Below are 13,497 nucleotides of genomic sequence, written 5' to 3'. Positions count from 1 at the left end.
GCTTCGTGGGCTGGCCGGTGAGCGCGAGGGCGCCCATGGTGCGGCCGTGGAAGCCGCCGTCGGTGGCGACCATGTGGCCGCGCCCGGTCAGCCGGCCGATCTTGAACGCGGCCTCGACCGCCTCGGCGCCCGAGTTGGAGAAGAAGACCTTGCCGGTGCGGCCGAAGAGCTGGAGCAGCCGTTCGGCGAGCGCGACGGGCGGTTCGGCGATGAAGAGGTTGGAGACGTGGCCGAGCGAGGCGATCTGGGTGGAGACCGCCTCGACGACCGCGGGGTGGGCGTGGCCCAGCGCGTTCACCGCGATGCCGCCGACGAAGTCGAGGTACCGGGTGCCGTCGGCGTCCTGGACGCAGGCGCCGGATCCGCTGACGAGGGACAGCTTCGGGGTGCCGTAGTTGTCCATCAGCGCGGTCTTCCAGCGGTGCGAGAGCTCCGCGTTGGTCATGCTTCCCCCTGTGCGTCGGGCACGACCATCGTGCCGATTCCCTCGTCGGTGAAGATCTCCAGCAGGATCGAGTGCTGGACCCGCCCGTCGATGACCCGGGCGGTCTCGACGCCGTTGCGCACGGCGTGCAGACAGCCCTGCATCTTGGGCACCATTCCGCTGGAGAGCTCCGGCAGGAGCTTCTCCAGTTCGGTGGCGGTGAGGCGGCTGATCACGTCGTCGCTGTTGGGCCAGTCCTCGTAGAGGCCCTCGACGTCGGTGAGGACCATCAGCGTCTCGGCGTTCAGCGCGGCGGCGAGCGCGGCGGCCGCGGTGTCCGCGTTGACGTTGTAGACGTGGTTGTCGTCGGCGGAGCGGGCGATCGAGGAGATGACCGGGATACGGCCGTCGTCCAGCAGCGCCTGGATGGCCCCGGTGTCGATGGCGGTGATCTCGCCGACCCGGCCGATGTCGACGGCCTCGCCTTCGATGACGGGCCGGTGCTGGGTGGCGGTGATGGTGTGGGCGTCCTCGCCGGTCATGCCGACGGCGAGCGGTCCGTGCTGGTTGAGCAGGCCGACGAGCTCGCGCTGGACCTGTCCGGCGAGCACCATCCGTACGACGTCCATCGCCTCGGGCGTGGTGACGCGCAGACCGGCCTTGAACTCACTGACCAGGCCCTGCTTGTCGAGCTGGGCGCTGATCTGCGGGCCGCCGCCGTGCACGACGACGGGCTTGAGGCCCGCGTGCCGCAGGAAGACGACGTCCTGCGCGAAGGCCGCCTTCAGCTCCTCGTCGATCATGGCGTTGCCGCCGAACTTGATGACGACGGTCTTGCCGTTGTGCCGGGTCAGCCAGGGCAGCGCCTCGATGAGGATCTGCGCCTTCGGGAGTGCGGTGTGCTTCCGCGCGGCGGTCATGAGCTGTACGCGCTGTTCTCGTGGACGTAGTCCGCGGTGAGGTCGTTGGCCCAGATGACGGCCGACTCGGTGCCCGCGGCGAGGTCGGCGGTGATCCTGACCTCCCGGTAGCGCATGTCGACGAGGTCGCGGTCCTCGCCGACGCCGCCCTTCCTGCAGACCCAGACGTCGTTGATGGCGACGTTCAGCTCGTCCGGCTCGAAGGCCGCCTTCGTCGTACCGATGGCGGACAGCACCCGGCCCCAGTTGGGGTCCTCGCCGTGGATGGCGCACTTGAGGAGGTTGTTACGGGCGATGGAGCGGCCCACCTCGACGGCGTCGTCCTCGGTCGCGGCGTTGACGACCTCGATCCGGATGTCCTTGGACGCGCCTTCCGCGTCGCCGATCAGCTGCCGGGCCAGGTCGTCGCAGACGGCCCGTACGGCCTCGGCGAACTCCCCCTGATCCGGGGTGATTCCACTGGCCCCGGAGGCCAGCAGCAGCACGGTGTCGTTGGTGGACATGCAGCCGTCGGAGTCGATCCGGTCGAAGGTGGTGCGGGTCGCGTCGCGCAGCGCGGTGTCGAGCCCGGCGGCGTCCACGTCGGCGTCGGTGGTGAGCACGACGAGCATGGTGGCGAGGCCGGGAGCGAGCATGCCCGCGCCCTTGGCCATCCCGCCGACGGTCCAGCCGGCACCGCCGGCGACGGCCGTCTTGTGCACGGTGTCGGTGGTCTTGATGGCGATGGCGGCCTTCTCGCCGCCGTGCTCGCTCAGTACCGCCGCGGCCTTCTCGATGCCCGGCAGGAGCTTGTCCATGGGCAGCAGCAGACCGATGAGTCCGGTCGAGGCGACGGCGATCTCACCGGCGCTGTGGCCCTTGAGGACCTCGGCGGCCTTCTCGGCGGTGGTGTGGGTGTCCTGGAAGCCCTGCGGTCCCGTACAGGCGTTGGCGCCGCCGGAGTTGAGGACGACGGCGGTCACCTCGCCGCCCTTGAGTACCTGCTCCGACCAGAGGACGGGAGCGGCCTTGACACGGTTGGAGGTGAAGACGCCCGCGGCGGCGCGACGCGGACCGTTGTTGACCACGAGGGCCAGGTCCGGGTTGCCGCTCTCCTTGATTCCGGCGGCGATGCCCGCCGCCGAGAACCCCTGTGCTGCCGTGACGCTCACGGTGCGACTCCGATCGTGGAAAGACCTGTGTCCTCGGGAAGTCCGAGGGCGATGTTCATGCTCTGCAGGGCGCCGCCCGCGGTGCCCTTGGCGAGGTTGTCGATGGCGCTGATGACGACGATCCGCCCGGCGGCCTCGTCGTACGCGACCTGGATCTGGACGGCGTTGGAGCCGTACACGGCGGCGGTCGCGGGCCACTGCCCCTCGGGCAGCAGATCGACGAACGGCTCGTCCGCGAAGGCCTTCTCGTACGCGGTGCGGAGCGCCTCGGCACTCACACCCGGCCTGGCCTTCGCGCTGCACGTGGCGAGGATGCCGCGGGGCATCGGCGCGAGGGTCGGCGTGAAGGAGACCGTCACCGGCTCACCGGCCGCGGCGCTGAGGTTCTGGATCATCTCGGGCGTGTGCCGGTGGACACCGCCGACGCCGTACGGCGACATGTTGCCCATCACCTCGGACCCGAGCAGATGCGGCTTGGCCGCCTTGCCCGCGCCGGAGGTCCCGGAGGCGGCGACGATCACGGCCTCGGGCTCGGCGAGCTGGGCCGCGTACGCCGGGAAGAGTGCGAGCGACACGGCGGTGGGGTAGCAGCCGGGCACGGCGATACGCTTGCTCCCCGCCAGCCCGGCCCGCCCACCGGGCAGCTCGGGCAGGCCGTACGGCCAGGTACCCGCGTGCGGCGAGGCATAGAACTTCTCCCAGTCCGCGGCGTCCCTGAGCCGGAAGTCGGCCCCCATGTCCACCACGAGCACTTCGTCACCGAGTTGCTCCGCCACGGCGGCGGACTGCCCGTGCGGCAGTGCGAGAAACACCACGTCGTGCCCGGCGAGCACCTCGGGCGTGGTCGGCTGAAGCACCCGCCCGGCGAGCGGCCGCAGATGCGGCTGCAACGCACCGAGCGGCTGTCCCGCGTTGGAGTTCGCGGTGAGGGCCCCGATCTCGACCTCCGGGTGGACCAGCAGAAGACGGAGCAGCTCCCCGCCGGCGTATCCGCTCGCCCCTGCCACCGCTGCACGTACCACCATCGAAATCCTCCTCGTCGATGGCATGACTATACGCAGCATTGCACTTTTATGCAAAGAAATGGATCAGTGTGGCCGGATCCCGATGTGACCGAGCGCTTGAGTCGGCCCGTCCGAGCGTGAGCATTGGACCGCGAGGCAGCGACCACGTCGTTCACCTGCCGAGTCACCGTGCCGCCGAGAATCGCACGGGGGGGCCGTCCGTCACGGCTGGGTCGACGCGACGACGGCGCAGGACGAGTGCGACGACTCCGTCCGAGCCGGACCGGGCGCGACGCCGGAACACCACGATGGCAAGCCTGTCGGTCCGCATTGCGAGGCCGCACCGTCAGGCGGGGCCGAGTCCGGTGATCAGCGAATGAACCACCATGTCGGCTCCCTGAGCGGTGGTCAGCTCCGGCATCTCGTGTGAGGCGATGTTGGTGAGGTGAACGAGCTGGGAGCGGGCCCAGCGGAGTGGAAGGCCGGGGCGGATGACGCTCTCGCGCACCGCGCGGTCCATGAAGGCGTCGAGTTGCCCGATCAGCCGGTGGAGGCGGGCGGCGGCCGCCTCGTCCCGCATCTGCCGCACGTCCACCGGCCAACGCCTGCTGACGGTGATGATGCCCTCCGCATACCTGTGCAGCGCAACCATCACGGGAGCCTCGGTCAGCCGCGCCTCGGCGACGACCTTCTCGCAGGCATCGAGCTTGGCCGCGTAGACAGCCGCCATGAGTGCCTCACGGGTCTCGAAGCGGCGGTAGACGGTACGTCGGTCGACGCCCGCCGCCGCCGCGATCGCCGCGATGCTCGTGCCGGGGTCACGCGCGAGCAGGCGCGCACCGGTCTGCAGGACCGCCTCCAGGTTACGTGCCGCGTCAGCTCTCATCGCGACTGGAGCATACGCAGCTCTGGGGCCGGTGAGCCATCAACTGCGGCTCCCCTATTGCAATTCACAGGTTAACTGCCACAGTGTTGTGGTGTTTAGTTGTCCCGGCGCGACCGCGTCGCGTCATCCCTCGTTCCAGGAGCCCCGCGTGAGCCCGGTCCGCATGTCCGAGAAACTGAAGGAAACCCTCGATTCCAGGATCTTCGTCACCGTGGCGACCCTTCAGCCCGACGGGAGTCCGCACCAGTCAGTGGTCTGGGTGGGGAGGGACGGCGACGGCCTCTTCTTCGTGACCGGCGTCGACAAGCTCAAAGTGCGCAATCTGCGGCGCGATCCACGACTGAGCCTGTCGGTCAACCCGCCGGACGAACCGTACGGATACGCGGTGATCAGCGGCACCGCCCGGCTCGAGAGCGCGGGCAGTCGTGAACGCATGGACGAACTGGCGGCCAAGTACACCGACAAGACCTGCGCCGAACCCCACCCGGAGTCGTACGCCCCCCTCCCGGAACTGGTCACCGTTCACGTCACCGCCGAAAAGATCGCGTCCCGCTTCCTGTGAGCCGGAGGCGCGGCAAAGGAGCACCCTGATGAAGACCTACGTCATCACCGGCGGCACGGACGGCATCGGCAGGACCGTCGCCCAGAGGTACCTGGAAGAAGGGCAGGAGGTGGTGGTCGTCGGGCGCAGCGCGGACAAAGGCAAGGCATGGCTCGACGCCGCGGCACAGCGTGGCGCGGTCGCGCGGGCACACTTCATACACGCCGACCTGAGCCGGCTGTCCCGGACCGGAGCGGTGCTCGACAGCATCAGGTCGTCCTTTGCGAAGGTCGACGCCCTGGTGCTGTGCGCCCGGCACTTCCGGACCACCCGCCTGGTCACCGCCGAAGGCTTCGAGAACACCTTCGCCCACTTCTACCTCAGCCGCTTCGTACTGAGCCACGGGCTGGCCCACCTGCTCGAATCCGCCGACAACCCGGTCATCCTCAACATCGCCGGGCCCGGCGGCGAAGGAGAGATCCACTGGGAGGACCTGCAGCTCGCACGGGAGTACGACGGGCACCGGGCGCTGATGCAGGGCGGGCGACTCAACGACCTGCTCGGCGTCGCCTTCACGCAAACCCGGCCGGGGACGAAGGTCCGGTACGTACTGCTCAACCCGGGAACAGTCAGCACCAGTTTCTCGGGGCAGTACACGCCGGATGTCATGGCGCAGATCGACACCATCCGCCGGTCCGCCCAGTCGGTCCAGGAGGCCATGGCCCCGATCCTGAAGGTGCTGGACGACCCACCCGCCGCGCCGCTCAGCGCCTTCGTGCGGGGCGTGCCACTCGACCCGCACGGCCCCGGGTTCACCATCGAGGAAGCACGGCGGCTCCATCTGCACACCAAGAGACTGTTGGCCGGCTGAGCGACAGGGGCGACGAGGGGCCGAGGGAGCGGCGTGACCGGTGCCGACCACACCGTCGATCGTCGTCGTTGGCGTCCACCGGACCGAGACGCCGACGAAGGCGGCAACAGCCCCGGAAGACCCGATCATTTGACCTTGACACGGTGGCAGGGTCTTCACTGCCGGCCAGGGAGGTGGTCTCGATGACGATCACGAATCAGGACGCTCATGCGGCACGAACGCTCCAGGGGTTGGAGGACGGCCGTTCGTCCGTGCGCCTGCGGGCTGCTCTGGAGATCGGCACGACGCCCGACCCGCGCTTCGTCGACAAGCTCATCGAGCGATGTGCGATCGAGCCCGAGTTCCTCGTCCGCGACATGCTGACCTGGGCACTCACCCGCCACCCGGTGCCCATGACGCTTCCCGGGCTGCTCCGCGAAGTCCGCTCGGAGCGCCCTCAGGCACGGAGCCAGGCGCTGCACACGCTGTCCAAGATCGGGGACCGGCAGGCGTGGCCGGTGATCACGCGGACGCTCCTGAGCGACGCCGACGACGAGGTGGCGCGAAGCGCCTGGCGGGCCGCGATCCTGCTCGTACCGGAGGGCGAGGAGTCCGTACTGGCCGCCGCGCTGGCGACGCAGCTCGGGCGTGGCGGGCGGGAGACGCAGCTGAGTCTCAGCCGGGCGCTGGTCGCGCTGGGGGAAGCGGTCGCGCCGGCTCTGTGTGCCGCGGCAACGGCCCCCGACCCGCGCGTGCGCGCGCACGCGCTCGCCACCCAACGGCTGCTGGGTGACCCTGACACCGGATTCGATTTCGCGATCGAGGAGGCGAAGCGCGTCGTGGCCCTCGGCGGATCCGGACAGGAGGGATGACAGGACGTGTTGATCGGTGAGGTGGCGCGGCGGTCCGGGGTCAGTGCCCGCATGCTCCGGCATTACGAGTCACTCGGCCTGGTGCGTCCTCTGGGCCGTACCGGCTCCGGCTACCGGGAGTACTCCGGGGAGGACATCCGGCGGGTCTTCCACATCGAGAGCCTGCGGTCGCTGGGGCTGTCGCTGCGTGAGGTCGGGCGTGCGCTCGACGATCCCGGCTTCACGCCATCGGCGCTCGTCGACGACCTCGTCCGCCAGACGCGCGAACGCATCGCCGCGGAGACCGAGCTGCTCACCCGGCTGCGCCGGATCGATGCCGCGGAACCCGCCGGGTGGGGGGACGTCCTCCAGGTCGTCGCGCTCCTCCAGGCACTGGGGTCCAAGAGCCCGGACGCCCGCCAGCGCGCGGCCCTCGCGTCGGCCGACGGGGCTCCGGTGCCGGTGGACGCCCTGGTCGAGGCGGCACTGAGCGAGACCGAGCCGAACGTTGCCGGGGCCATCCGATGGGCGCTGGCGCGGTCGGGCGACCGCGGCCCGGCCCTGCTGGCGGAGGGCCTCGGCTCGCCGGTGCCCGCGGTGCGGGAACGCGCCGTTCAGTCCCTGGCCGAGCTGCCCGGCGATGAGGCCACCGCGCGGCTGCGGGATGCCCTCGCGAACCCCGACGCCATGGTCCGCGGGCATGCGGCTCTGGCACTGGGGTCACGCGGTGTGGCCGATGCCGTCCCGACGCTCATCGACATGATCGTGGAGGGACGGAACGACACCGACGCGGCCGACGCGCTGAGCGTGCTGGCGAGCGACACCGCGACGGCGGACCGGCTCGCGGCCGGGCTCGTCGACCGCCTCGCCCACGACACCGCACAAGCGCCCGCGCGCGGGCGGCTGACCCAGGCACTGGCGGGCATCCCGGGGGCGCGGGCGTCACGCGCCCTGGAGGAGCTGTCGCAGGACGGGGACCGCGCCGTCGCACTGACCGCGGCGCACCTTCTCCGGCAGCGCGACGCACAGTGACGGGCCTGGTCAAGGGTGCCGCGTACGCGCTCCGCCAGGAGCACCAACATCATCACGGACTTATTGCACATATGTTGCAATAGCGGGCGTTACGCGATAGGTGTCGGGAGCGAAGCGAAAGAAGGCGCGTATGGCAGCCCCTCCCGCCCGACCGGTCGCCACCCGCTCCCGCCTGCGGCGGGTGGCCGGTTCGATGACCCGGGCCGAGTGGCGGCGGATGGCGGGGATGGCCGCCTTCATCGCGGCCCTGCATGTGATCGGCTGGTTCACCCTGGTCTGGATCGTCACGCCCGAGCACTACACCCTCGGGGAAAAGACGTTCGGGATCGGCATCGGGGTCACCGCCTACACCCTGGGTATGCGGCACGCCTTCGACGCCGACCACATCGCCGACGCCGTGACCGCTGTGCCGGGTGGCGCGGCCACGGGCACCGTCCGGGGGCCGGGGCCGCCCTGCTGGCCGTGAGCGGGCCTCAGAGCCTGCGGTCGATCTTCTTCTCCCGCATCAGTTGCGCCAGTTCGGTGCCCGACAGCGGGTGCAGCGTGTCCAGGAGACGGCGTAGCGCCGGTTCGCCGAGGGTCTGGCTGGTGACTTCGGCCTCGGCGCCTTGGAGGTGGCGGGTGAGGGTGACGGCACGGCCGCCGGGGAAGGTGCGGACCATACGCATGGCGCCGTGCGCGTCCACCGTGCAGGAAACGTCCTTCTCCACCAGCTCGGGGCATCGCGGTGCCGGAGAGAGCGTCGAGCGCACGTTGAGGTCCACGTACGCCGCCTCGTCCTGCCGGACGGGGCGGTATTCGACACTGAAGTAGGCGGGCCCGGCCTCGGCACGGGACGCCTCCATTCCGGCCGGTGCGTCACCCAGGTACAGCAGTTCCGCGTGTTCCCGGTAGCGCGCGACCTCCGCGTCGTGCCGGCGCTGCTGAGACTGCGCCGGGCCGACGAAGCCCCCGTAGGCCACCGCGGCCGCCAGGACGGCCACAGCCCCCAGCCGCACCCACCGGCTCGGTACGAAGAACGCCGCGGCCACGGCGTACGGCACGCCCGTCAGCGCGAAGCGGGTACCGGCGCTCCCCAGGTCGACGTCCCCACCGTAGGCGGCCAGCCCCGCCAGGACGCCGAGCGTGCCCAGGACGAAGACCATGACCGCCCAGCCGAGCCGCTGCGGCACGGAGTCGCACTGCGGCACCACGGCCCGCACCGGGATACCCGCCGTGGCCAGCAGGCCCACCGCCAGCGGCAATCCCAGCGCGAGCACGGGCACCGCCGCACCGGCCCCACCGCCCCACGCGGTCAGCAGCAGCCCGAACCCGAGCGTCGGCACCGTGACCGCCATCGCCGCCCAGACCAGGAAGAGATGCAGGGCCGTCAGCGCGCTTCTGCCACTCGTCATACCGCGGAGCCTGGCAGGCGACCCCCTGTCGCACATGAGTTCGCGTACTCAGCACACACGTGATCGCGAGGGGCGACGCCGTCGGCTTCGGACATCGTCGCCCAACGGGACGGCCGGTCGCCGCCGCGGCCGGCGGGCCGATCCGAGTACTCAGTGGCCGGATCGGCCGGTCGGCCCCACCCCGCCCGGCGGCGACCGCCCGGGCGGCCTCAGGCCACGGAGCGGGGAAGGCCGAGGGAGCGGTACTCCTCCACGATCCGGTAGCCGACGCTCGTGTACAGATTCATCGCCACCTCGTTGCCGCCCCACACGGTGAACATCAGCACCGAGTCACCGGCTGCGAGCGTCGCCTGTTCGCCGGACGCCATCGCGGCCCGACCGTAGCCCTTGCCGCGGTACCGCTCGTCGATGTGCAGCGAGTAGCCATACGTGGCCCCCGGGAGGTGGCCGTGCTTCAACCAGCCGGTACCGATCCGCTCGCCCGCCGCCTCAAGCACCAGGAGCGTGGTCTCGGGCGTCGCCAGGCCCTCGGGAATCAGCTTGGCGAAGTCGTCGTCGGACTTGCGTGCGGCGTCCTCGGGGGTCGTGGCTCCCGCCCGGACGATGTCGCCGACGTAGGCGAGCTTCTCGGAGGCGAGCCACTCGGGGTACTCGGCCTGCGTCATCGGCCGTACGGTGACGCCTTCGACCGGTTCCGGCGGGGAGCCGACGTGTCGCGCCCTGAGCTGGCCCCGGACGCCGTAGTGGTCGAACAGCCCGCCTGCGGGCTCGATGAGCCGTATGTCCAGCCGGCGCGCGCCGCGCTCCGCGCACCATCGCTCCGCCCAGTCCCGGGCGGCCTCCTCGTGTCCCCGGCCGGCGTGTCGTGCCTCGACGTGGAGGTCACCGATGCGGCCCGCGGACCGGTCGTCGTCGGCCACGACCACGGCGACGTATCCCACCCGGGTCCCGGCGTCCGTGATCCCGGCGACCGTCCAGTCGCCGGTGCCTGCGCGGATGTCGCCCAGCATGCGCTCCGTCGCGGCCGCACCGAGCCCGGCCGCCGTGTACGAGGCGCGCAGCCGCTGCTCGAAGTCCTTCTGCCATTGCGTGCTGTCACCAAGGACGTTGAATTCTGTCACCTGATCACATTAGCCACCTTGTCATGGACCTGAGCTCGGACTGAGCGTCAACGCGCTTGCGCCGCAGGGGTTTTGCGTCAGCACGCAAAAGCGCTGTCGCGGTCAGGGCCTGGCCCGGGGTAGGTGCCAGAGCGGTTCCACCGGGGCGAAACCACCCCCCTGCCCCTGACCAACGAGGGAACCAATGTGTCTGGCCAACGCCACACTCTCCGCAGCCGCACTCGCTGCGGTCAACGACCACAACGTCACCTCGTCCGCCAAGGGCTGGTTCGCCAACGGGGTCCGGGACTGCACGGCACGGACTTCGTCCCTCTGACCCACGTGTCCGCGTCACATGACCAGTTCACCGATGCCCAGCAGGTTTCCCTCGCTGTCACGGAACCAGGCTCCACGTTCGCCCCTCGCGCCCTTGCTCGGGTAGTTCCCCTCGACCTCGGCGATCCCGCCCCGCGTCCGGAGTCCGGGCGCGTCGACGTCCTCGAACACCACGCCTCGACGCCTCAGCTCCGCCACGACCGTCTCGATGTCGTCGACCTCCCACGCCATCTGGGTGAAGGCTCCGGACGAGGCCCCCGTCGAACGGAACACCACGAAGTCCACGCCCCCGCACCGGTACAGCAACCCACCCGGCCGTTCGTCGACGGGATCCAGTCCGAGCGCTTCGGAGTAGAAGCGCCGCGCCCGGTCCAGGTCCTGAGCCGGCAGTCTGGTCGCCACGCGTGATCGGGTCAGGATGTTCCTGTCATCTGCGTTCATGTCTCCACTCTGCCGCGAGCGGTCGCCGATTCCGGGGAGACCGCGCTCTCCTCGCTGTCGCGGTTGTCGTGGCCGGCCTCGGCCGTGTTCGCCGCCGCACCGGCCCGAGGAGCCCGCAGGTCCTGGCCCTGGTCCTGGCGGCGAGGAGTGGATGTCCCCTCCTCAGCCTTTGCCGTCCGCAGGGGACGCCGACTGCCGCGTACGCTCCCTTTCCATGCCAGCCGCCCGCCTGCATCACGTCGCCGTCCTCGTGCTCGAGGGCGCGAAGCCACTCGATGTCGGCATTCCCGCCCAGGTCTTCACGACCCGCGCGAGCATGCCGTACGAGGTACGGGTGTGCGGCGCGGCACCCGGCCTCGTGGCCGGCGGCGACGGCCTCTCGTATTACGTCACCCATGGGCTCGACGCGCTCGAATGGGCCGACATCGTCTTCGTGCCCGGTTACCGGTTCCCCGACCGTGACGACCCGCCCCAGCCCGTCATCGACGCGCTGATCGCCGCCCACGACCGGGGCGCGCGCCTCGCCGCGATCTCGACCGGCGCCTTCGCCCTCGCCGCCACGGGCCTCCTCGACGGCCGCCGCGCCACGACCCACTGGCACTACACGAGGGCCCTCGCGGCCCAGTATCCGCTCGTCCGGGTCGATGAGAACGTCCTGTTCGTCGACGAGGGGGGCGTGCTGACATCGGCGGGCGCCGCGTCGGGCATCGACCTGTGCCTGCACGTGCTGCGCGGCGACCTCGGGGTGGCCGCGTCGAACTACGCGGCCCGGCGCCTGGTCGCTGCGCCCTACCGCAGCGGCGGTCAGGCCCAGTACGTGCCGCGCAGCGTGCCCGAGCCGCTCGGCGAACGGTTCGCCGCCACCCGCGAGTGGGCGCTGCACCGGCTCGGCGAACCCCTCACCCTTGAGGCGCTGGCCCGGCACGCGGCGGTGTCGCCCCGCACGTTCTCGCGACGGTTCGCCGAGGACACGGGCTACACCCCGATGCAGTGGGTCATGCGGGCCCGGATCGACGTGGCCCGTGAGCTGCTCGAGCGGTCGGAGCGGGGCGTCGAGCAGATCGCCGCCGATGTGGGCCTCGGCACCGGTGCGAATCTGCGGCTGCACTTCCAGCGCATCCTCGGCACCACACCGAGCGAGTACCGGCGCACCTTCGCCCGGGGTGAATAGCCCGCGGCCGGGTGGCGAGATCCTTACGGACCATGGCGTTCAGGCCGCTGTCCAGGGGGGTCCGGCGAGCGCGATGCTGAGGACGAGGAGAAGGGACTCTCACATGACTCGCATCGCCATCAACGGATTCGGCCGCATCGGACGCAACGTGCTGCGCGCGCTGCTCGAACGCGACAGCGACCTCGAGGTCGTCGCCGTCAACGACCTCTCGGAGCCCGCCACTCTGGCGCGTCTGCTCGCGTTCGACACCACGGCCGGCCGGCTCGGACGCCCGGTGACCGTGGACGGGGACACCCTCGTCGTCGACGGACGCCGCATCAAGGTGCTCGCCGAGCGGGAACCGGCACGGCTGCCGTGGGCCGAGCTCGGCGTCGACATCGCGCTGGAGGCGACCGGCCGCTTCACGTCGGCCAAGGCGGCCCGTGCCCACCTCGACGCGGGCGCGAGGAGGGTGCTTGTCGCGGCGCCGTCGGACGGCGCGGACGTCACGCTCGCGTACGGCGTCAACACCGACGCGTACGACCCCGCTCTGCACACGGTCGTCTCGAACGCCTCGTGCACGACCAACGCGCTCGCGCCGCTGGCCGCGGTGCTCGACGAGCTTGCCGGCATCGAGCACGCCTTCATGACGACGGTGCACGCCTACACGCAGGAGCAGAACCTCCAGGACGGCCCGCACCGCGACGCCCGCCGCGCCCGCGCCGCCGGGGTCAACATCGTGCCGACGACGACGGGCGCCGCCAAGGCGATCGGCCTCGTGCTGCCGAATCTCGACGGCAAGCTGTCGGGCGACTCCATCCGGGTGCCGGTTCCGGTGGGCTCGATCGTCGAGCTCAACACCACCGTGGCCCGCGAGGTGACGCGCGACGAGGTGCTTTCGGCATACCGGGCCGCGGCGCAGGGGCCGCTGGCAGGCGTGCTCGAATACTCGGACGACCCCCTCGTGTCGTCGGACATCACGGGCAACCCCGCCTCGTCGATCTTCGACTCGGCGCTCACCCGGGTCGACGGGCGGCACATCAAAGTGTCCGCCTGGTACGACAACGAGTGGGGCTTCTCGAACCGCGTGATCGACACGCTGACGCTCCTCGCCACTCGCTGAACGCTCGCGGGGGCGGTCTCCACCGCCCCCGGCGAGAACCTCGACACGGCCGTGGACGGCGGTGCGGTGCGGTCCCTGCGCGGCGCCGCCTCCGGCCTGGCCACGACGGGCGCGTTCCGGGGCCCGGCCCCCGCCGTGATTCCCCGGCCGCCGCAACGCGATGTGGGTGGTCCTCGTTCCGGTCGAACGGAACGAGGACCACCCACATCGGGCGGTTTCAGCGGCGGGGGTCAGGAACGGGGCTCCTGCGCCTTGCCGCTGCGCTCCGCGTTCCGCTCCTTGATGCGCACCGTC

15 protein-coding genes and 1 pseudogene are annotated in these 13,497 nt (G+C 70.9%); 8 read left to right on the top strand and 8 right to left on the bottom strand.

Translation table 11 applies throughout. The features are described 5' to 3' along the window. The 5 genes from J1C73_RS08115 to J1C73_RS08095 form a co-directional block, all read right to left on the bottom strand. Positions 1–445: aminotransferase class III-fold pyridoxal phosphate-dependent enzyme (locus J1C73_RS08115; protein ID WP_207315747.1), on the bottom strand; the 445-nt coding region annotated here is incomplete at its 3' end. Continuing rightward, positions 442–1,344 (bottom strand): acetylglutamate kinase, encoded by a 903-nt coding sequence (argB, locus tag J1C73_RS08110; RefSeq protein WP_123468528.1) that lies wholly within the window; start codon positions 1,342–1,344, stop codon positions 442–444. The genes J1C73_RS08115 and argB, both read right to left, overlap by 4 nt. Continuing rightward, positions 1,341–2,495, bottom strand: a complete 1,155-nt coding sequence (argJ, locus tag J1C73_RS08105; protein ID WP_123468530.1) for a bifunctional glutamate N-acetyltransferase/amino-acid acetyltransferase ArgJ — start codon at positions 2,493–2,495, stop codon at positions 1,341–1,343. Before argJ ends, argB begins: the two co-directional genes overlap by 4 nt. Beyond that, positions 2,492–3,520: an N-acetyl-gamma-glutamyl-phosphate reductase gene (argC, locus tag J1C73_RS08100; protein ID WP_207315746.1), complete on the bottom strand. Its 1,029-nt coding sequence runs from the start codon at positions 3,518–3,520 to the stop codon at positions 2,492–2,494. The genes argJ and argC overlap by 4 nt, the downstream gene beginning before the upstream one ends. Positions 3,521–3,845: 325 nt before the next feature. Next, complete coding sequence (locus J1C73_RS08095) at positions 3,846–4,385, bottom strand: TetR/AcrR family transcriptional regulator (protein WP_207315745.1); 540 nt, start codon at positions 4,383–4,385, stop codon at positions 3,846–3,848. A 148-nt stretch (positions 4,386–4,533) separates the two neighbouring features. Between J1C73_RS08095 and J1C73_RS08090 the strand changes: the two genes are divergently transcribed. The 5 genes and pseudogenes from J1C73_RS08090 to J1C73_RS08070 form a co-directional block, all read left to right on the top strand. Beyond that, the gene (locus J1C73_RS08090) at positions 4,534–4,947 is read left to right on the top strand and encodes a PPOX class F420-dependent oxidoreductase (RefSeq protein WP_207315744.1); all 414 of its coding nucleotides are present in this window, start codon (positions 4,534–4,536) and stop codon (positions 4,945–4,947) included. A gap of 28 nt (positions 4,948–4,975) precedes the next feature. After that, the gene (locus J1C73_RS08085) at positions 4,976–5,797 is read left to right on the top strand and encodes an SDR family NAD(P)-dependent oxidoreductase (protein ID WP_207315743.1); all 822 of its coding nucleotides are present in this window, start codon (positions 4,976–4,978) and stop codon (positions 5,795–5,797) included. A 182-nt stretch (positions 5,798–5,979) separates the two neighbouring features. Beyond that, positions 5,980–6,648 carry a HEAT repeat domain-containing protein gene (locus J1C73_RS08080; RefSeq protein WP_207315742.1) on the top strand — a complete coding sequence of 223 codons (669 nt, stop codon included), beginning with the start codon at positions 5,980–5,982 and terminating at the stop codon, positions 6,646–6,648. A gap of 6 nt (positions 6,649–6,654) precedes the next feature. Next, positions 6,655–7,659, top strand: coding sequence for a HEAT repeat domain-containing protein (locus J1C73_RS08075; protein ID WP_207315741.1), 1,005 nt, complete (start codon positions 6,655–6,657; stop codon positions 7,657–7,659). Between the two features lie 193 nt (positions 7,660–7,852). After that, positions 7,853–8,050: pseudogene (locus J1C73_RS08070) on the top strand (HoxN/HupN/NixA family nickel/cobalt transporter); the annotation flags it as partial. Positions 8,051–8,132: 82 nt separating this feature from the next. Here the strand turns inward: J1C73_RS08070 and J1C73_RS08065 are convergent. Together J1C73_RS08065 and J1C73_RS08060 are read right to left on the bottom strand one after the other, a co-directional pair. Beyond that, the gene (locus J1C73_RS08065) at positions 8,133–9,053 is read right to left on the bottom strand and encodes a hypothetical protein (RefSeq protein ID WP_207315740.1); all 921 of its coding nucleotides are present in this window, start codon (positions 9,051–9,053) and stop codon (positions 8,133–8,135) included. Positions 9,054–9,262: 209 nt separating this feature from the next. Continuing rightward, positions 9,263–10,174, bottom strand: coding sequence for a GNAT family N-acetyltransferase (locus J1C73_RS08060; protein ID WP_207315739.1), 912 nt, complete (start codon positions 10,172–10,174; stop codon positions 9,263–9,265). A 184-nt stretch (positions 10,175–10,358) separates the two neighbouring features. On the opposite strand from J1C73_RS08060, the gene J1C73_RS35425 reads away from it, so the two are divergent. After that, the gene (locus tag J1C73_RS35425) at positions 10,359–10,490 is read left to right on the top strand and encodes a hypothetical protein (protein ID WP_278186524.1); all 132 of its coding nucleotides are present in this window, start codon (positions 10,359–10,361) and stop codon (positions 10,488–10,490) included. A gap of 14 nt (positions 10,491–10,504) precedes the next feature. On the opposite strand, the gene J1C73_RS08055 is transcribed toward J1C73_RS35425, so the two are convergent. Further along, positions 10,505–10,930, bottom strand: coding sequence for a VOC family protein (locus tag J1C73_RS08055; RefSeq protein WP_207315738.1), 426 nt, complete (start codon positions 10,928–10,930; stop codon positions 10,505–10,507). Positions 10,931–11,144: 214 nt separating this feature from the next. Between J1C73_RS08055 and J1C73_RS08050 the strand changes: the two genes are divergently transcribed. Continuing rightward, a complete protein-coding gene (locus tag J1C73_RS08050) occupies positions 11,145–12,101 on the top strand; it encodes a GlxA family transcriptional regulator (RefSeq protein WP_207315737.1) in 957 nt (318 codons plus the stop codon). Between the two features lie 103 nt (positions 12,102–12,204). Further along, positions 12,205–13,203, top strand: a complete 999-nt coding sequence (gene gap, locus J1C73_RS08045; protein ID WP_207315736.1) for a type I glyceraldehyde-3-phosphate dehydrogenase — start codon at positions 12,205–12,207, stop codon at positions 13,201–13,203. Positions 13,204–13,497 lie beyond the last annotated feature (294 nt).

It is taken from the genome of Streptomyces laculatispora, from assembly GCF_017353455.1.
In the GTDB taxonomy this organism is placed as follows: Bacteria; Actinomycetota; Actinomycetes; order Streptomycetales; family Streptomycetaceae; genus Streptomyces; species Streptomyces laculatispora.
This window is presented reverse-complemented; position numbering and strand designations above follow the sequence as displayed.